The following is an 18,144-nucleotide window of genomic DNA, read 5'->3' on the forward strand; positions in this document are numbered from 1 at the left end:
TCTTGGCACCCAAATCCCAACTGGACGCGATCGTCTCCCTGGCAAAGCGCCGCGGATTCGTCTTCCAGGCGGGTGAGATCTACGGAGGCTCCCGTTCGGCGTGGGACTACGGGCCCCTCGGCGTCGAGCTGAAGGAGAACATCAAGGAGCAGTGGTGGCAGACCTTCGTCCGCTCGCGTGAGGACATGGTGGGCCTCGACTCCTCGGTCATCCTGCCCAAGCAGGTGTGGGAAGCGTCCGGTCACGTCGCGACGTTCACCGACCCGCTCGTGGAGTGCCTCAACTGCCACAAGCGCCACCGTCAGGATCACCTCGTCGAGGCGTATGAGGCGAAGAAGGGCCGCGAGCCCGAGAACGGCATGGAGTCCATCACGTGCCCCGACTGCGGCGTCACGGGCAAGTGGACCGAGCCCCAGATGTTCTCCGGCCTCATGAAGACGTTCCTCGGGCCGGTGGACAACGCCGAGGGGCTCCACTACATGCGTCCCGAGACGGCGCAGGGAATCTTCGTGAACTTCAACAACGTGGTCACCACGTCCCGCAAGAAGCCCCCGTTCGGCATCGGCCAGATCGGCAAGGCCTTCCGCAACGAGATCACGCCGGGCAACTTCATCTTCCGCACCCGTGAGTTCGAGCAGATGGAGATCGAGTTCTTCACGGCCCCGGCCGAGGCCGATGAGTGGTTCAAGCACTGGGTCGACGAGTGCTGGAACTGGTTCGTGGACCTTGGGATCAATCCGGACAACATGCGCAAGTTCGACGTCCCGGAGGACGAGCGGGCCCATTACTCGGCCGGCACGATCGATCTCGAGTACCGTTTTGGCTTCCAGGGGAACGAGTGGGGCGAGCTCATGGGCGTCGCCAACCGCACGGACTTCGACCTCAGCAGCCACTCGAAGGCCTCGGGCCACGAGCTCAGCTACTTCGACCAGACGACCAATGAGCGCTACGTCCCGTACGTGATCGAGCCGTCCTTCGGCCTCACGCGGTCGATGATGGCCTTCCTGGTGGACGCCTACTCCGAGGACGAGGCGCCGAACACGAAGGGCGGCGTCGACAAGCGCACCGTCCTGCGCCTGGACCCCCGCCTTGCGCCGGTCAAGGCCGCGGTGCTTCCCCTCAGCCGCAACGAGGCGCTGTCTCCCAAGGCGCGCGATCTCGGCGCCGAGCTGCGCAAACACTGGAACATCGAGTTCGACGACGCGGGGGCCATCGGCCGCCGCTACCGTCGTCAGGACGAGATCGGCACCCCGTTCTGCATCACCGTCGACTTCGACACCCTCGAGGACCACGCTGTGACCATCCGCGAGCGGGACACGATGACGCAGGAGCGGGTCTCGCTCGACAAGGTCCAGGGCTACCTCTTCGAGCGCCTCTCCAAGAACTGATCCGGAGAGGACAGCGGGTGGCCGAGCTTGCGTACCGTGCCTGGCGCACGGGGGACGACCAGACGCTCCTACAGGTCTGGGGAGACGCCGAAGGGCCCGCAGCGGAACAGTTCCGCGGCGAGCTCGCCCCTGATACGGGGGCGGACGACGGCGGCACCTGGCGGCGCTGTGTCGTCGCCGTGGATGAGGGGATCCCGATTGCCGCCGGGGTCGTCTACACGAGCGCGCTGCACCCGCGACGGCTCTGGGCGTACGTCGAGGTCGGCCGAGACCATCGGCGTCAGGGAGTGGGCACTGAGCTCCTGCGCCGGCTGCGCGAGGCGGCCCTGACGGCGCCCGGCGGCGCACGGCCGCTTCGGACGAAGGCTAGGGCGGGGAGTTCAGGGGAGGCCTTCGCCCGTGCGTCGGGCTTCGGGCATCTCCAGCGCTCGCGCCACGTCGTGGTGCGCCCGGGCGCGCTCAAGCTCCCCGTGTTCGGCGACGGCACCGAGCAGCAGAGCTCTCAGCTCGTCCAGGATCTGGCGACGGGCTCGGTCGAGCTGAGCGACGCCGTCGGCCGCTATTACAGCTCGGTGCACGCCTGGGACCCGCCCGCGTCGCTCAGTGTGGGGAAGGCCCAGCAGCTCTTCCTCTCCGACAGCTCGGGTGCGCACGGGGCGGTGGTCCTGCGCGCCCCCGCAGCCAGCGCCTTCGGCAGTGGGGTGCCCACCGCCAAGAAGGGGCGGCTGCGGGCCTTCGCCGTGAGCTACGCCTCGCCCGCTGCTGGTGCAGTCGCGGCCGACGGCGACGGCGAGCCCACCGAGGTTCTGCTGGGCCACGATCCTGATCTCGACGTCGACGACGCACGAGACGCCGTGCGCGGGCTCCTGGCCCTTATCGCGTATCAGCATCCCGTGGTGCTGGAAGTGGACGATTCGATGGAGGCGCTCCGGGCCGCCGTCGATCCCCTTCTGGAAACCGGGGCAGCGCAGCAGCTCGGGCCCGACACCCTCATCCTCGGAGACTGACCCGTGGGAGCTGGGCACGCACACGAGGACGCTCCGCCCACACCCGCTGCCGCGACGGCGCGCCGACGGGCCACCTGGATCCTTGCGGCCATCCTCGTCCCGCTCGGGCTGGTGACGCTCGTCGCCATGGTCCTCCTGTGGCCGACCGGGGACCGCGGCGACCTCAAGCTGGCCAACCCCTACTCTGTCGCCCAGGGCGTGACGATGGAGACCGGGACGGTGCAGTCGATCGCGGAATCGGGCTGCATGCCGGGGCAACCCACATCCCAGTGCACTGTGGCGGTGGCTCAGCCGGACGCCGGCGGAAGCCAGGTCCGCGTCGCGATGAACCCGGATGTGGTCCTGTCGCACGGGGTCAAGGCGGGGGACAGGATCAGGTATCTCAACCTCACCGCGGTGCAGCCCCAGGGGAGTTCGGCGCCGTCGTACGTCTTTGTCGACTTTGTGCGCACGGTGCCGATCCTGCTGCTCGCCGGTCTCTACGCCGTGGTGGTTGTGGCCGTCGCACGGTGGCGCGGTCTTCGGGCGCTGCTCGGTCTTGTGGGCGCCTATGCGGTGCTCGCGACCTTCATCCTGCCCGGCCTGGCCGAGGGGAAGCCGCCGCTCCTGCTCGCCCTTGTGGGTTCGACCGTGATCATGATGGGAGTCCTGTATTTCGCGCACGGCGTCTCCGCGCGGACCTCCACGGCGCTCCTCGGCACGGTCTTCGGCCTTGCTGTGACGGCACTCCTCGCTTCGTGGGCCATGGACGCCGGAAACCTGACCGGGGTGGGTTCGCACGACGCGGCGTCTCTGGTGAATCTGGGCGGCAGGCTTTCGATCTCCGGCATCATCCTCTGTGGACTCGTGATCGCTAGCCTGGGCGCCCTCAACGACGTCACCATCACGCAGGCCTCAGCGGTCTGGGAGCTGTACGAACTCGCTCCGGCCACTCCGGCCCGGACCCTGTTCGCATCCGCGCTGCGCATCGGGCGGGACCACATAGCGTCCACCGTGTACACGATCGCCTTCGCCTACGCCGGCGCCGCCCTTCCCGTGCTCCTGCTCGTCATGCTCTACGACCGCCCCCTGCTCGAGGCGCTCACGAGCTCCGAGCTGGCCGAGGAAGTGGTGCGGACGCTGGTCGGCTCCATTGGGCTCGTGCTCGCCATTCCGATGACGACGGCGGTCGCCGTCGCCGTCGTCAAGGCCACGGGGGCGGGGCGTCGCGCGACGGCTGGAAAGCGCGTGGTCGAGGACTACATGTCGCGGTAGCGCTTCGCGTCGACAGTGTCGAAGCCGAAAACGTCGATGAGCCGCGCGACCTCCGCCTTGGCCTCCGGGTCGTCGCCGGCGGTCGCAGATGGGCCTGGAGCATCTCTGCGGTGGTCGTCTCTTCGGATTCGAGCTCCTCGACCGGAACCTCTCCGATGTTCTTGAGGGGGATTGCCACCACGACGATGTCGGCGGCAGTAGCCTCCAGCGCTGTGGCGACCCTCGCCGGGGAGTCGAGTTCGTCAACGAGATCCTTGAGGGTCTCAGGTCCGCGCGAATTGCTGAGGACGCGTGAAAGTTATCCACATACGCCTCTTGTCCCGCCCTCCTAGGTTCCCTGCGCCGATAGCGTCGAGGGCATCGGAAGAAGACGGGGACAGGGGGCACCATGGGGAAAGCAGAACGACTGCGGAAAATTCGGGCTCAGGAGCAGGATCCTGAGGCTCCGGACCGCTTCCTCCCAGGCTTCACGCGTGGCAGCGCGGATGCCTTGCGCCAGCACTGTGCAGAGGCAATTCGAGGTCTCGGCTACAGGGCGTGGGACCGGGGAAGTCACCTCGTCATCACCAGCGGCCCTTTCCGGTCGCCGGGAGCCACGCTCGGCTTCACGACCATCGCCCGCGAGGCAGCGCGGGTCAACGAAGAGGAGTGGCCGGAACTCGTGGCGGAGATCGTCGGCCAGCTAGTCTCAGGAGCCCTTGCCGCACCTCCCCATCTCGGGAGGGGGGAGCTCCGCGCCGAGCTCTTCCCCAGATTCTCGGCCCTCGGCAGGATCTCGGAAGGGCAACTGCAGGAGGACTACAGCTACAGCCGGCGGGTCGGCGGCTTGCCTCTCCTCCTCGCGGTCCGTCATCGACAGACGTCCGCTTTCCTTGCCGACATCCACCTCTCGAAAGCCGGAGGTCCCGAGGCAGCGTGGGAAGCGGCGGCCGCCAATCTGTTCGAGGCCGGGCTGGGCGCTCCGACGGTCTACGCGGCGGCCAGCGGCGCAGCGATGGTCGTCCTCGAGTCGGAGCACCCCCGTCAGGCGGCCTGGCTCGCGTACCCGGAGCGTCTCATGGAGGTTCTCGGGCTCGAGGTCGGCCCGCTCGGCGTCCTGTTCTGTGTTCCGGCGCACCGTCTCCTGGGGTTTCATCTCGTGACGGAAGAGACCACGCGCCAGGACGTAGACCGGATGCGTGATCTCGCGTCGATCCTCGGGACAGATGAGGTGGCACCGCTCAGCAGCGATCTCTTCTGGTGGGCCCCCGGAAGGCCTGTGACGACAGACGTTCCGGTGGGAGCGCCGGCAGCCGTCCCAGAGGGGCCGCGGGAGTTTGACACAATGGATGGGTGACTGCCGTGACCACCGTTCCTTCCGAAGCCGCTGCTCTTGCCGGATCTGCGCCGGCCCGGCTCGAGCTGCCGCCGCTCAGGCTCGGTCGCCACACCATCACCACGCCGGTCGTTCTCGCCCCGATGGCGGGCATCACCAATACGGCCTTCCGGCGGCTCTGCCGCGAATTCGGCGGCGGCCTATACGTTGCCGAGATGGTGACCTCAAGGGCGCTGGTCGAGCGCCATCCCGAGTCGCTGCGGATCATCGCCCACGACGAGGACGAGAAGGTCCGGTCGGTGCAGCTCTACGGGGTTGATCCCGTGACGGTGGGTCGGGCCGTGCGAATGATCGTCGAGGAGGACAGGGCGGATCACATCGACCTGAACTTCGGCTGCCCGGTCCCGAAGGTCACCAAGCGCGGCGGAGGTTCCGCCCTGCCGTGGAAGACCGATCTCTTCACGTCCATCGTGACGACCGCGGTACGGGAGGCGGAGCGCGGCGGCATTCCGCTCACCATCAAGATGCGCAAGGGCATCGACGAGGATCACTTGACCTATCTGGATGCCGGACGGATCGCGCGGGACGCGGGGGTGGCCGCGGTCGCCCTTCACGGACGCACTTGCGCCCAGTTCTATTCGGGGACGGCCGACTGGGACGCGATCGCGCGGCTTCGTGAAGCTCTGCCGGACATCCCGGTCCTCGGCAACGGAGACATCTGGAGCGCGGAAGACGCCATCAGGATGGTGCGGCACACGGGCGTGGACGGAGTCGTGGTGGGCCGCGGATGCCAGGGCAGGCCGTGGCTCTTCGGAGACCTCCAAGCAGCTTTCGAGGGCCGCGCAGACCGGATCCAGCCGAATCTGGGCGAAGTGGCCGCAGCCTTCTACCGGCACGCAGAGCTTCTCGTCGACTACTTCGAGGACGAGGACAAGGCCCTGCGGGATATCCGCAAGCACGTGGCCTGGTACTTCAAGGGGTACACCGTGGGCGGCGAATCGCGTGCGCGCTTGGCCCAGGTTCCGTCCCTCGCGGTTCTCCGCGAGCTCCTCGACGAGCTTGATCCATCGGCTCCCTACCCGGGGGCGGGCGCCGAAGGGCCGAGGGGCCGGGCGGGATCGCCCAAGCGGCCCGCGCTCCCGCACCGGTGGCTCGAGAGCCGGAGCATGAACGACGAGCAGACTCAGGACATCGCTGCAGCCGAGTTGGATGTGTCAGGTGGCTGAGGCGCTCAAGGACGGACGGAACGTCCTCGGGGCTTACACGGAAGAGGACAGCAGGCGCTGGGTGGCCGAGCCCACGAAGAAGAGCTATCGGAGCGACTTCGAACGAGATCGCGCCCGCGTGCTGCACTCCTCTGCTCTGCGCCGGCTCGGTGCCAAGACCCAAGTGGTCGCCCCCGACACCGATGACTTCGTCCGCACCCGTCTCACACATTCGCTCGAAGTCGCGCAGGTGGGACGTGAGCTCGGTCGTGTTCTCGGCTGCGACCCGGACGTCGTCGATGCCGCGTGCCTGAGCCACGACTTGGGGCATCCCCCCTTCGGCCACAACGGGGAGAGCGCCCTCAACGAGATCGCGCACCGGATCGGCGGGTTCGAGGGCAATGCCCAGACCCTGCGGCTCCTCACACGCCTCGAGCCGAAGGTGCTGGATCACGAAGGCCGGCCGGCGGGGCTCAACTTGACACGGGCCAGTCTCGATGCCGCTTGCAAGTACCCCTGGACAGCAAGGGATGCGCCGCTCGTCCATGGGCAGCGGACCAGCAAGTTCGGTGCTTACGAGGACGATCTGGCGATCTTCGAATGGATCCGTGAAGGGGCTCCACCAGGGCGAAGCTGCATCGAGGCTCAGGTCATGGATCTCTCGGATGACATCGCCTACTCGGTGCACGACGTCGAAGACGCCATCGTGGCGGGGAAGTTCCAGCTCCGGTGGATGGCAAACCCGGACCATCGCGCGAGGGTGATCGGCTACACCCAGCAGTGGTACCTGCCCCACAGCGACGCGGCGGAGATCGATGCCGCCCTTGCGCGGCTCGAGTCGACGCCCGTGTGGGTGCTCGAGGCAGACGGCTCGAGGAAGTCGATGGCCGCGCTCAAGAACATGACGAGCCAGCTCATCGGCAGGTTCTGCGACAGCGCGCTTGGATTGACCCGCGCCGCGTACGGCGAGTCCCCCCTCACCCGCTATGCGGGTGAAGTCGTCGTGCCCCAGGAGACCGTCTTGGAGATCGCCGTCATGAAGGGGCTGGCTACCACGTTCGTGATGACGACCGATCATCGTCAGCCCATCTATGAGCGGCAGCGCGAGGTGCTCCACTCCCTGGTCTCTGCGCTCAGCGCAAGCGGGGACCGGCACCTCGAGCCGATGTTCGCGGCCGACTGGCGAGCGGCGGACGACGACGGGGCGCGCCTCCGGGTGGTCGTCGATCAAGTGGCGTCGCTGACGGACGCGTCCGCTCTGGCCTGGTACGAGAGGCTCGTCGGGAGCCTGCCCAGCCTGTGGTGACTAAGGTGGTGGCGTGGCAGGCCTGATCAAACCGGAAGACATCGCCGAGGTGCGTGCGCGCACCGATATCCGTGAAGTCGTCGAGGGCTATGTCACCCTCAAGAGCGCCGGGATCGGGTCGTGGAAAGGTCTCTGTCCCTTCCACGACGAGCGCACCCCCTCGTTCCATGTGCGCCCGCAGGTCGGTACGTATCACTGCTTCGGCTGCGGCGAGAGCGGTGACGTGATCAGCTTCGTCATGAAGCTGGACCATACGGCGTTCGCGGAGACCGTCGAGAAGCTGGCAGCGCGGATCGGCTACGAGCTGCACTACGAAGAAGGCGCAGGGCCGCGGCGCGAAGAAGTCGGGCGGCGGCAGCGCCTTCTCGATGCCCACAAGATTGCCGCGGAGTTCTACCGCGACCAGCTGCTGACCCCTGCTGCAGCCGTGGCACGGCAGTTCCTCTTCGACCGGGGCTTCGACCGCACGGTGTCCGAGCAGTTCGGTGTCGGGTTTGCACCTCAGGGGTGGGACGGCCTCCTCAGGCACCTGCGCGGCAAGGGCTTCCGGGACGACGAGCTGAAGTTGACCGGGATGTTCTCTGAAGGCAATCGGGGTCTCTACGACCGCTTCCGGGGACGTCTGATCTGGCCGATCAAGGACATCGCCGGGGACGTGATCGGCTTCGGAGCCCGGCGTCTGTTCGACGACGATCAAGGTCCCAAGTACCTCAACACGCCGGAGACCGCGCTCTACAAGAAGTCGCAGGTCCTTTATGGGATCGACATCGCGAAGCGGAACATCGCGAAGAAGCGGCAGCTTGTCGTCGTCGAAGGCTACACGGACGTGATGGCCTGCCATCTCGCCGGAGTCGATACCGCAGTCGCGAGCTGCGGCACGGCCTTCGGGAGCGAGCACATCAAGATCGCCCGCCGCCTTCTGTCGGACGACGGGACGGGGGGAGAAGTCGTCTTCACGTTCGACGGCGACGCGGCTGGGCAGAAGGCCGCACTGAAGGCCTTCGAGGAGGACCAGCGTTTCGTCGCCCAGACCTTCGTGGCGGTAGAGCGCAGCGGGATGGACCCCTGCGAGCTGCGCCAGCACGGCGGCGACACCGCGGTCGTTGCGTTGATCGACTCCCGGCGGCCCCTGTTCGAATTCGCGATTCAGGCCTCGCTCCGCAAGCATGACCTCAACACGGTGGAGGGCCGGGTGGCCGCGCTACGGGAAGCTGCGCCCGTCGTCGCCCAGATCCGTGATCATGCCATCCGTCCCGCCTACACGCGAGAGCTCGCGAAGTGGCTTGGTATGGCGCCCGACGACGTTTCCCGCGCTGTCGGCGCCGCGGGCCGCCGCGCGCCGTCGTCCGCGCCCACCTCGGCGCCGACCTACCCACCCGCCGAAGGCTTTGCGCCCCGGCGTTCTGCCCGTCCGGATCCTCGCGACCCTGTGGCGACGATGGAGCGCCAGGCGCTCGAAGTCATCCTCCAGCACCCAGACCTCCTCGACGACGACGCGTGGCTGCACGTGGGGCAGTCCCATTTCACGGCGCCGGCCTATCAGGCCGTGCACGCAGCTCTCGGGGCCGCTGGGCGTCCTGAATCAGGGCGTGAGGGACTGGCGCTCTGGATGGACCGGATCCGCGACGAGTCCCCGGAACCGCTCCGCCCGCTGATCGCCGAACTGGCGGTGACGCCGTTGCCCGCCGCGACCCCCGAGTCCCTCGAACGGTACTGCCGGGACATCCTTGCTGGCCTGTTCGAACTCCAGATCACAGCCCGGAAGGCCGAGCTCATGGGCCAGCTCCAGCGGCTCGAACCTGACGCGCCTGCCGACGAACGGCACCGGCTGAACCGGGAGCTGATGGAGCTCGAGCTCCGGCGTCGGCAGCTCCGTCAGAGGGACTGAGTCGATTTCCGGTCAGCGCCTCGATCCTGCAACTCTGGACCGCGTTGCGCCTTCCCCCGTAGCTCAATTTGCAGAGCATTCGACTGTTAATCGAAGGGTTACTGGTTCGAGTCCAGTCGGGGGAGCTTGGAGCTGTCTGTCCTCGTGAGGACGGTCAGCCCCTTCCCCCGTAGCTCAATTGGCAGAGCATTCGACTGTTAATCGAAGGGTTACTGGTTCGAGTCCAGTCGGGGGAGCCACCACCCGGAATATCATTGATCCATGGCCGCGCAGAGGGTGTCGTTGCCTGCTGGATGGACCCGCTACGAGGGCCCACTCCTGACCATTTGGCGGGTCCGGTACGAGCGGATCTATGGCGAAGGATCCGCCGAGCACTACGCCGACGGGATGTTCGTCCGCGACCATCGGCGCCCCATCGCCCAGTGGATCAACTACTCCGCCAAGTCTGCGCTGCTTGTAGCCCCTGAAACTCCGGCTGGCTGGCCTGTCCAGCGATTCGCCATCTACTACGCACCTCCCGGCGACGGACTCGAACCGGTGCTGACTGCCAGGCACGAGTGGCAGCCGCGGGGTCCCCGGGGGTCCACCACGGACGCAGATGCCTTCGCGGCCGCCGTCCTCGCCGCTGAGCAGTTCCTTGTCGCCGAAGCGGCTTTCGGGACCATCGGCTGACCTCCTCTGTCGCTGAATCCACCTCTCTGCCCGCATTCACGCCTGCTTGGCCCCCTGAGAGCGGGGTCGATGGTAGCTTTGGTGACGGACCGCCACGGTCCTGTCAAGAGAATGCCCGAAGGGGAAGGGGCCCAGCGATGAGTGGACGCCACACGCTTGCCGGGAGGCGGCCGCGCCTCGCGGCCCTGCCGGACCTGGTGGGCCAGGCGGCTCGGCTGGCGCCCCGTCAGTTCAACGACGAGGTCGCGCTCGCGAAGTACGAGCTGAAGGATCGCGGCACCCAGGCCGGCATCGGGGCGGCGCTCTTCGGCGTCGCGTTCGTCTTCCTCGGCCTGCTTGTCATCGCGCTCGTCGTTGCGGCGATCCTCGGCCTGGCAACGATCATGCCCGGCTGGCTCGCCGCCCTCATCGTCGGGGCTGTGTGCCTGGTCCTCCTGCTGATTGCCTCGCTGGTGGGTGTGGGCAGGGTCAAGAAGGCCATGCCCTTGATCCCAGCCGATGCCATCCGGAGCTTCCGCCACGATCTCGGCGTGATCAAAGAGGGGCGCACTTTCGACCCGCGGGTTCTCGACCCCTCCACCATCCAGTACAAGCGGGCGAAGGCAGCGAAGGAAGCAGCCGAGGCCAAGGCAAAGATGGAGAAAGCCGCAGAAGACCGCGCTCACGGACGCATCAAGCCGCCAACGCCGAGCGAAGCGGAGCTTCGCGAACGCATCGCCAGGCGCCGCGACCACATTCTCGACGTCAGGGACGACCTGGTCGAGGAAATGGACGTCAAGCGGCAGGCTGATGGCCTCGCCGAAGATGCCCGCGAGAGCTTCTACCGTCTGCGCGCAGCCGCCCTCTCGATGGTCCGGTCCGCAACCGCCCGCCCGGGGCGGGGGGCTGAGACGCCGAGTGCGTCGTCGGCAGCCCGCACGTCGGAGAGCGGTCCTGCAGGTCCGAATCCGATGGGCGAGGCGGTGAAGGAGCGCTGGGCCCCGATCGCCGCGTTCGCGGTGTCGACGACGGCCTTCGTGGTCCTCCTGCGCAAGCTGGTCCAGAGCTGAGGCCGCCGGCCTCTTTCCGGGGTATCCGATGAGGATGTTCGGTGCTGGTTCCCGGCCCGGACGGCCGGCCGTGCACCATGACCGCGTGCTGACAGTTCCCAACGTCCTCACCGTCGTCCGGTTCATGGGCGTGCCCTTGTTCATGTGGCTCGTCCTGGGCGCTCGGGAATACGGCTGGGCCGTCCTCGTCCTGGCTCTCATGGGCGGTACGGACTGGGTGGATGGCTACGTCGCGCGCCGCTTCGACCAGACCTCCAAACTGGGGCGCATTCTGGATCCAGCGGCAGACAGGCTCGCGCTGCTCGCCGTGGCTCTCACGCTGGTCCTTGCCGACGTGGTCCAGTGGTGGTACCTCGCTGCGCTCGTGGTACCGGACGTCATTCTCGGCGTCGTGTCCCTCTTCTACTTTCACAGCCACCCCGATCTTCCGGTGAGTCGCGTCGGCAAGCTGCGGACGGCGCTCCTGCTGATCGGGACGCCGCTGCTCGTCATCTCGAAGCTCCCGCTCCCAGGGGCCGACGCCTATCTCGTCGCCGCGTGGATCTTCCTGGGCCTCGGCCTCGCAGGGCATTGGGTTGCCGGCTACAACTACTTCTGGGCCATCGTCCGCAAGGGTCGCGCCGTGCGCGGCGGGCAGCGATCTGAGGATGACGGCGCCCACGGCATTGGCGGGGTGCGCTCCTGATGGTGTGGTTCGCCGTCGTCCTCGCGCTCTTGGGAGCCCTGTTCCTCGCGCTGGGAGCACAGCGCCAGGGCAGCGCCGTGAAGTTCGACACGGGCGGGCTCGGTCTGAGTTCGAACGGCTTCTTCCGGCTGCTCCGAAATCCGCGCTGGCTTCTGGGGCTCTTCCTGCTGTGCCTCGGGCTGGTGTCGAACATGATCGCCCTTATTTCGGCGCCGCTGACCGTTGTGCAGCCGATCGGCGCGATCGCCCTGGTCATCACCACGGTAGTGAACTCGAAGGATCAGGGGATCACGCTCAACCGTGCGACCGTCGTCGCGATCACCGCCTGCGTCACCGGGTCCGCCTTGTTCGTCCTTTTGGCTGTGAACGCGACCGAGGAGAACCACAACGTCTCAACCACGGAAGAGCTCACCATCGTGCTGCTGCTCACCGTCGCCATCGCCGTGTTCGGCAGTCTCGCCGTGGCATTCCGCCAGCGGCTCAACGCGTTCGTCTTCATCCTCGGCGCGGGTGTCCTCTTCGGTTTCGTTGCGGTGCTGACGCGGATCATCGGACGCCAGCTGCTGGACCCGAACGGACTGTTCCTGTTGAACGTGCAGTGGTATTCGATCATTGCGATCGCCGCCGCCGGCGGCCTCGGCTCGTGGTTCGTGCAGAATGCGTATTCGTCGGGTCCGCCGGACCTCGTCATCGCCGGCCTCACGGTGATCGACCCGATGGTGGGGGTGGCGATCGGCATCGCCATCCTCCATGAGCTAATGCCCCACGTGCCGCCCGTGGTGGGGATTGGCATGGCTGCCGCGGCCCTCATTGCTATCGTGGGTGTCATCGCCCTGTCCCGGCACCATCCAGAGGTGACCAGCCGACGGAACGAGGCCGCCCGCGAACTCCGGGGGTCCGCTGAGCCAGGACAGTGACCGGCCGACCAGAAGAGGAACCGTGACTCCATCCGACCCTGAGCCCGACCGCGCGGCACAGAGCGCCAAGCCGCTGACGATCCTGATCGGCGCCGACACCTACCCGCCCCACGTCAATGGCGCGGCGCAATTCGGCTACCGCCTCGCGAAGGGGATGACAGCTCGCGGCCACAACGTCCACGTGCTCGCGAGCCGCTCGGAGAAGGGCAAGAGCTACAGCGAGTTCAGGCCGGAGGCGACGGTCCACCGGCTCCGCTCCCACTCGGTCCCGACCCACCCGTACTTCCGCGTGGTATTCCCCTGGGAGATCAAGAAGGAAATCTCGCTGCTGTTCGACCGAGTCCGGCCGGACGTCGTGCACATCCAGAGCCATTACATGATCGGCGAGCACGTCCTGTACGAGGCCGTCCGGAGGGGGATTCGGGTCATCGCCACGAATCATTTCATGCCGGAGAACCTCAACCCGTTCCTTCCGTTCCCTCAATGGTTCAAAGACATCGTCGGCCGGGTGTCGTGGAAGGACATGGGCAAGGTCATGGGGCAGGCGAATGTCGTCACCACCCCCACGCCGCTGGCCGCAAAGGCCATGCGCGACCACGCCTTCCTCCACAAGGTGATCCCGCTCTCGAACGGGATCGACGCCCACGCCTACGAGCTTCGCCCAAGCGAGCAGGTCAACAGGAACCCGTGGCCCACGGTGCTCTTCGCCGGACGTCTCGCCGAAGAGAAGAATGTCGATGTCCTCATCGACGCTGTGGCCAAGCTGCCGGCCCAGCTCGACGTGCATCTTGAGATTGTGGGCGACGGCGAAATTCGCCACCGTCTTGACGCCCAGGTCGCGCGGCTTGGGCTTGGTGGGCGTGTGCGTTTCCTCGGGTTGGCGTCTGATGAGGAGCTGCGCGAGGCATATCTGCGGGCCGACGTGTTCTGCATGCCGGGCACCGCTGAGCTTCAGTCCCTCGTGACGCTCGAGGCGATGAGCGCCTCGACCCCGGTGGTGCTTGCGGACGCCATGGCGCTGCCACATCTGGTGCGCGATGGCGACAACGGCTTCCTCTTCCGGCCCAACGACCGCGAGGACCTCGCATCGAAGATCGGCGCGATTCTGGAACTGCCGGAGGCCGAGCGGCTCGCCATGGGCAAGGTCAGCCATGAGATGGTGCAGAAGCACAGCATCAAGTACACGCTCGACACCTTCGAGGCGCTGTACCGAGGCGCGGACACCATTCCGTCCCACATTTGAGCGGCGTCTCACGAGACCCACTAGGATGGGAAGGCCCGGGTGCGCGGCTGCCGGGCTGAGGGGCTATAGCTCAGCCGGTTAGAGCAGGGGACTCATAATCCCTTGGTCCTGGGTTCAAGTCCCAGTAGCCCTACGGGCCCCGGAATCGCTCTTGATTCCGGGGCCTTTCCCGTTGTTCCCGGGCCTTTCTCCTTGCTATGGCCGGCTACGCCTGCGGTTCTTCGCCTCTGGTGTTCCAAGCGTGCTCGCGTTCGAGGTGATCTTGTGGCCCTTCGTACGCGGCCAGAGCATGCCAATCGCGGGGGAGTGCCTCCGGCTTTTGGTCGCCGGCGAGGGCAGAGACCTCGCGTCCCAGGGCGAGGAGCGCCTCTCTCGTCGAATCCGGCGCGTGCGAGATCCCCGGGATGTGAAGCGCGTCTGGATCTGAATCGCTCACGTCCAGGCCCAGCGAGCGCGCCGCCGCCATGACGATCTCCGTCGCACTCGCCCCAGTGGCCCGCTGAAGACCCCGGATCGTATCAGGATCGGGGAAGTTCTTCAGGGGCGAGTTGATGAGCTGGAATAGCCGCTTGCCGGTGGGCACGCCCCCGCATGCCCGCGACATGGCCTCGAACGACCATCGGCGGGCAGACTTCACGTCTGCCAGCAACGACGCAAGGTCCTGCTGACTCATCACTGTTCCCTCATCCTTGGTCCCAACCTCTGAATCTTAGGCAGCTCGGCCCCGCGGTCGCCGCCATTGCTGCAGCCCGTGCCTAAGAAGTGCCTAACTTTCCCAACGGGCCTACCGCGGCATTGCACGGCGCATGACTGCACGATGCCTAAGATTCGCCTAACTATACTTCAACTTACGTTACCCCTGACTTGACGAAGCTGCACCTCTCCAGATTGAATGGCTTCACTGCATGCTGCGGGGGTCGGACGTACCGAAGGGGGTGGCACGCCGAGATGCGGATGAGGCTGGTTGCGCGTGACATCCTCGTGGATCAGATGGCCCGGAAGGGGTGGACGAATCGCAGCCTCGCCGAATACGTGGGCTGTGCCCCTGGGACCATCGACAATCTCGTGGCCGGGCGGACTCGTTCGGTCAACGGCCCGAAGAAGGCTCGGCTGATCAGCGAGGCCCTCGGCCTGCCTGTTGAGATTTTTTTCGTACCCGACTTGTCTAGCACTACTAGACAGGTCAGCAACCGAAGTTTTCCGCCCCGAGTGCGGCCGGAGAAGGGGGGTGGGGAAGGCGACGACTAATCCGCAACGGCTGTAGAGCCGCAGAGCAGCAATTCATTCATTTCGCATCTAAGTGAGGAACTCATGGACCTACTCCTGGCAAAGGGCGCCGTGGCAGGCGCTGTGCTGACATCAACAATCCGGGAACGAGCAGAAATCGCGGCCAGCTCGCAGTACCGGACCGACCGGTGGGCCGTCTTCATCTTGGTCCCTCTTGCGCTCATCGTGGTCTTCGGCGTTTTCACCGCCTGGTGGATCGCATGCCAGCAGAAGGGGATGTATCCGGCGCTTGACTTCCCGTCGTGGAACACGGGTGGCACCTTCAAGGCCTACTGCAAGTCCTGACGGACAGTGATGTGGGGGCTGGTGTGATTTTCAGCGTTGACGCGCGCGGCGTCGGGAAACGATACGGAAAGCGGGTTGCGCTCTCTGATTTCAGCCTGCGTCTGGAGGCAGGCAAGATCTACGGCCTGCTGGGCCCGAACGGCTCCGGAAAGACGACCGGCCTCCACATCCTCACGGGCCTCTTGACCCCCACAGAGGGCTCCGTCCTCATCGGGGGAGTCCCCATCACAGAAAAACGTTCACGTGATCTCTACGGCTTCGCCCCCGACGACCTTCCCTTGCCAGTGGCTTTGACCGGGCGGGAATACCTCGAGTTCCATCACGCGATGCGGAGGCGCAAGGACGGGCCTCGGGCCCGAGACCTGGCCGACCTCTTCGGCCTCGCTGACGACCTCGACAAGCAGGTAGGGCAGTACTCCCACGGCATGCGCAGGAAGCTTCAGGTCATCGCCGCATTGAGTCATGAACCCCAGATCGTCATTCTGGATGAGCCCTTCAGGGGCTTGGACCCGGATGCCGCGGCCGCATTGAGGGACGTCCTGACAGGCTTCAGTAGAAGCGGGCGCACGGTCCTCATCGCGACCCATGACCTTCTGCGGGCCGAACGTGACTGCGATGAGGTGACGATTCTGGCGAACGGGCGTGTTGTTGCCACGGGCTCTCCCCAAGCGCTGCTCGCCCAGCACGGCGGGATCCCCAATCTCGAGGGCCTGTTCATGTCGGTCACGGGTCTCGACGGGGCGAGTGAGCGCCGTAAGTCCCGCATTGCGGGCCTCTTCTCGTCGCCTGCAACCGCACCCTCAGCTACCGCACCCTCAGCAACCGCAGCCTCAGAAGGAGAGTCGTGATGCTCACGCGAATCGTTGTTTCTGCTCTCAGCGGCATGGTGCTCGGAGCCGCGGTGCTCATCATCGTTCTGGTCGGATCTACCGCCTTTGCATGGGCCACGGGCACTCGGGCATTTCTGCCAGGGATCTTCGAGGCCTGGGTCACGGAAGAGAACGGCATGCCTGCCGTCAATTTCGTGCCGAATCTCTGGGGCATGCTCGCCGTTGTCCTCGCTACGTCTGCCTGTCTGGTCGTGGCCTCGTTGCGGAAGCGCGGACCCGGGCGTTCGTCATGATGTCCAGACTCCGAGCCGTTGCGTCGGTTTCGGTGCTGCTCTGGCTTCGAGATCTCGCGGCGCTCTTCCATGCTTCGAGCAGGGCCGTCGCGCTGGGTTCGGCCATGGTGCTCTTGGGGGCCACTGCCCTCGGTCTTGGCCTGGCAGCAGTTGCCCTGAAGCCTTCGTCCTCCGGATACCCGCCAGAGCTGAAGGAGCTCATGCTGCGGACCGCGTTCTCGACGAGCGCCGTGATCGGTCTCTTGATCATCGTGGTCCTCGCGGTTTCGCTCCCGCCGCGGACCGCACTTCAGTCGCTCGTGGACCTTCTTCCTGTGCGCAGGGCGGAAGCGCAGCTTGGTCAGCTCCTGCCGGTAGTCGCTCTTGGTGCCGCCTTCGGCCTGGTGCTCTCGGCTCTCACGATTGCCCTCGCCAGCCAGCTACTCGGGCCCGTGGCCTTCGGGGCGGCCTGTCTCCTCGTCGTGGGGAACATGGCAGCGTTGCAGATGCTGGGCTTGAGCGTCTTCCTCGCCAACAGTTGCCTGCTGCGTCGACGCTTGCGGATTCCTCAGCAGTACGCGACCACCCTTTCCGGTGCGCTTGTCATGGCGGCAGCGCTCGCTGCGTTCTCGGGCGACGTCCTCAATCTGGCGACGCGCCCGGCGCAGGGGTGGACCCTCGGAGATCTGCTGGTCACTCGGCTTGCCGTGAAGACGGTGCTTCAGGGGAGCCTTCTCGACGTTGCGGGCGTCCTGTTGTGGTGGGCGGCAAGCCTGGTCAGCTTCCTTGCCGCGGGCCGGCTCAATCAGCAGAGTGGCGGCACTGGAGGCATCAGGCTTCTCACGGGGACGACGGCTCCGACGGGCCGGTTCCTGAGCGCAGTATGGATCCAACTCCTGATCGCCGTCAGAACGCCTCAGTTCGTTGTCACGGCGCTCTCGGCGGTACCGCTCGTGCTCGGTGCACGCTGGCTCTCGTCGATCGACATGATGGCGGTCGCAGCGGCCCAGCTCGCGTCTGGGCTCCCCGCTGTGCCGTTTGCCCTCTCGATGTACGCGCTCGGCAGGACGGTGAAGTACCGCTGGCTGGGCGCATCCGTCCACGGGTCATGGTCATGGTGGGTGGCTCCGACCGGAGTTGCATACTTCCTCGCCGGGGCAGGTGTAGCGGTCTTCGTCTATGCCGGTGAGCTGGCGCTGGGCCTGGTGGAGCTGGGAGATCTTGGCTCGGTTATAGCCCGGACCGTGCTGGTGCTCTGCGCGGGACTGCTGGGGGGTGCACTCGCCCCCTACTCAGAGGAGCAAGGACTGTCGGTTGCGGCCTCAGGGTTCTTGACGGGACTGCTCGTCATTGCTTCGACGATGTTCGTGTCATGGGCGCGGTCCGCGACGACGGACCCTATCGGCATTCTCGCCGAAGGCGCCGTTGCAGTGCTGTTCTTCGCGCTGTACGCACTCATCGGATCTGGTCAGGCGCGGGATGCGGCACGATATCTCTGATCAGGCGTGCCGTCTGGTCTTGACTCCGGGAGCATTCGACCG

17 protein-coding genes, 3 tRNA genes and 1 pseudogene are annotated in these 18,144 nt (G+C 66.3%); 19 read left to right on the forward strand and 2 right to left on the reverse strand.

All coding sequences use genetic code 11. The annotated features are described in order from the left end of the window. The first annotated feature begins 2 nt into the window (after window positions 1-2). The 3 genes from ACTHL9_RS16475 to ACTHL9_RS16485 are packed head-to-tail and all read left to right on the forward strand — an operon-like array spanning window position 3 to window position 3,649. Window positions 3-1,388 carry a glycine--tRNA ligase gene (locus ACTHL9_RS16475; protein ID WP_440520363.1) on the forward strand — a complete coding sequence of 462 codons (1,386 nt, stop codon included), beginning with the start codon at window positions 3-5 and terminating at the stop codon, window positions 1,386-1,388. 17 nt (window positions 1,389-1,405) lie between these two features. Beyond that, window positions 1,406-2,395, forward strand: a complete 990-nt coding sequence (locus ACTHL9_RS16480; RefSeq protein WP_440520364.1) for a GNAT family N-acetyltransferase — start codon at window positions 1,406-1,408, stop codon at window positions 2,393-2,395. 3 nt (window positions 2,396-2,398) lie between these two features. Further along, window positions 2,399-3,649 carry a YibE/F family protein gene (locus ACTHL9_RS16485; protein WP_440520365.1) on the forward strand — a complete coding sequence of 417 codons (1,251 nt, stop codon included), beginning with the start codon at window positions 2,399-2,401 and terminating at the stop codon, window positions 3,647-3,649. On the opposite strand, the pseudogene ACTHL9_RS16490 reads toward ACTHL9_RS16485, so the two are convergent. Beyond that, window positions 3,579-3,878, reverse strand: a pseudogene (locus ACTHL9_RS16490) (hypothetical protein); the annotation flags it as partial. The gene ACTHL9_RS16485 and the pseudogene ACTHL9_RS16490 overlap by 71 nt on opposite strands. A 159-nt stretch (window positions 3,879-4,037) precedes the next feature. Between ACTHL9_RS16490 and ACTHL9_RS16495 the strand changes: the two are divergent. The 12 genes from ACTHL9_RS16495 to ACTHL9_RS16550 all read left to right on the forward strand — a co-directional run bounded on the left by ACTHL9_RS16495 (window position 4,038) and on the right by ACTHL9_RS16550 (window position 14,062). Continuing rightward, a complete protein-coding gene (locus ACTHL9_RS16495) occupies window positions 4,038-4,985 on the forward strand; it encodes a hypothetical protein (protein WP_440520366.1) in 948 nt (315 codons plus the stop codon). Continuing rightward, window positions 4,982-6,190, forward strand: a complete 1,209-nt coding sequence (gene dusB / locus ACTHL9_RS16500; RefSeq protein WP_440520367.1) for a tRNA dihydrouridine synthase DusB — start codon at window positions 4,982-4,984, stop codon at window positions 6,188-6,190. Before ACTHL9_RS16495 ends, dusB begins: the two co-directional genes overlap by 4 nt. Beyond that, window positions 6,174-7,475: a deoxyguanosinetriphosphate triphosphohydrolase gene (locus ACTHL9_RS16505; RefSeq protein ID WP_440520368.1), complete on the forward strand. Its 1,302-nt coding sequence runs from the start codon at window positions 6,174-6,176 to the stop codon at window positions 7,473-7,475. The genes dusB and ACTHL9_RS16505 overlap by 17 nt, the downstream gene beginning before the upstream one ends. A 13-nt stretch (window positions 7,476-7,488) precedes the next feature. Then, on the forward strand, window positions 7,489-9,363 hold the full coding sequence (dnaG, locus tag ACTHL9_RS16510) for a DNA primase (RefSeq protein WP_440520369.1): 1,875 nt from the start codon (window positions 7,489-7,491) through the stop codon (window positions 9,361-9,363). A gap of 52 nt (window positions 9,364-9,415) precedes the next feature. Then, window positions 9,416-9,488 (forward strand) — tRNA-Asn (locus ACTHL9_RS16515). Window positions 9,489-9,526: 38 nt separating this feature from the next. Continuing rightward, window positions 9,527-9,602, forward strand: a tRNA-Asn gene (locus ACTHL9_RS16520). A gap of 22 nt (window positions 9,603-9,624) precedes the next feature. After that, window positions 9,625-10,035 (forward strand): hypothetical protein, encoded by a 411-nt coding sequence (locus tag ACTHL9_RS16525; RefSeq protein WP_440520370.1) that lies wholly within the window; start codon window positions 9,625-9,627, stop codon window positions 10,033-10,035. 137 nt (window positions 10,036-10,172) lie between these two features. Continuing rightward, entirely contained in the window at window positions 10,173-11,084 is a 912-nt protein-coding gene (locus ACTHL9_RS16530; RefSeq protein ID WP_440520371.1) for a phage holin family protein, read from the forward strand. A gap of 28 nt (window positions 11,085-11,112) precedes the next feature. Then, window positions 11,113-11,769, forward strand: coding sequence for a CDP-alcohol phosphatidyltransferase family protein (locus ACTHL9_RS16535; RefSeq protein ID WP_440520372.1), 657 nt, complete (start codon window positions 11,113-11,115; stop codon window positions 11,767-11,769). Continuing rightward, a complete protein-coding gene (locus ACTHL9_RS16540) occupies window positions 11,769-12,686 on the forward strand; it encodes a DMT family transporter (RefSeq protein WP_440520373.1) in 918 nt (305 codons plus the stop codon). Before ACTHL9_RS16535 ends, ACTHL9_RS16540 begins: the two co-directional genes overlap by 1 nt. 22 nt (window positions 12,687-12,708) lie before the next feature. Then, on the forward strand, window positions 12,709-13,929 hold the full coding sequence (locus tag ACTHL9_RS16545; RefSeq protein WP_440520374.1) for a glycosyltransferase: 1,221 nt from the start codon (window positions 12,709-12,711) through the stop codon (window positions 13,927-13,929). 59 nt (window positions 13,930-13,988) lie between these two features. Further along, window positions 13,989-14,062, forward strand: a tRNA-Ile gene (locus ACTHL9_RS16550). A 72-nt stretch (window positions 14,063-14,134) separates the two neighbouring features. Here ACTHL9_RS16550 and ACTHL9_RS16555 read toward each other — a convergent pair. Then, complete coding sequence (locus tag ACTHL9_RS16555; RefSeq protein WP_440520375.1) at window positions 14,135-14,602, reverse strand: hypothetical protein; 468 nt, start codon at window positions 14,600-14,602, stop codon at window positions 14,135-14,137. Window positions 14,603-15,240: 638 nt separating this feature from the next. Between ACTHL9_RS16555 and ACTHL9_RS16560 the strand changes: the two genes are divergently transcribed. Genes ACTHL9_RS16560 through ACTHL9_RS16575 form a run of 4 tightly spaced genes read left to right on the forward strand, consistent with a single transcriptional unit; the run spans window position 15,241 to window position 18,102 of the window. Next, complete coding sequence (locus ACTHL9_RS16560) at window positions 15,241-15,501, forward strand: hypothetical protein (RefSeq protein ID WP_440520376.1); 261 nt, start codon at window positions 15,241-15,243, stop codon at window positions 15,499-15,501. A 23-nt stretch (window positions 15,502-15,524) separates the two neighbouring features. After that, on the forward strand, window positions 15,525-16,349 hold the full coding sequence (locus tag ACTHL9_RS16565) for an ABC transporter ATP-binding protein (protein ID WP_440520377.1): 825 nt from the start codon (window positions 15,525-15,527) through the stop codon (window positions 16,347-16,349). Next, window positions 16,349-16,624, forward strand: a complete 276-nt coding sequence (locus tag ACTHL9_RS16570) for a hypothetical protein (RefSeq protein WP_440520378.1) — start codon at window positions 16,349-16,351, stop codon at window positions 16,622-16,624. The genes ACTHL9_RS16565 and ACTHL9_RS16570 overlap by 1 nt, the downstream gene beginning before the upstream one ends. Beyond that, window positions 16,621-18,102 (forward strand): hypothetical protein, encoded by a 1,482-nt coding sequence (locus tag ACTHL9_RS16575; protein ID WP_440520379.1) that lies wholly within the window; start codon window positions 16,621-16,623, stop codon window positions 18,100-18,102. Before ACTHL9_RS16570 ends, ACTHL9_RS16575 begins: the two co-directional genes overlap by 4 nt. The last annotated feature ends 42 nt before the right edge of the window (window positions 18,103-18,144 follow it).

It is taken from the genome of Sinomonas sp., assembly GCF_051955515.1.
In the GTDB taxonomy this organism is placed as follows: domain Bacteria; phylum Actinomycetota; class Actinomycetes; order Actinomycetales; family Micrococcaceae; genus Sinomonas.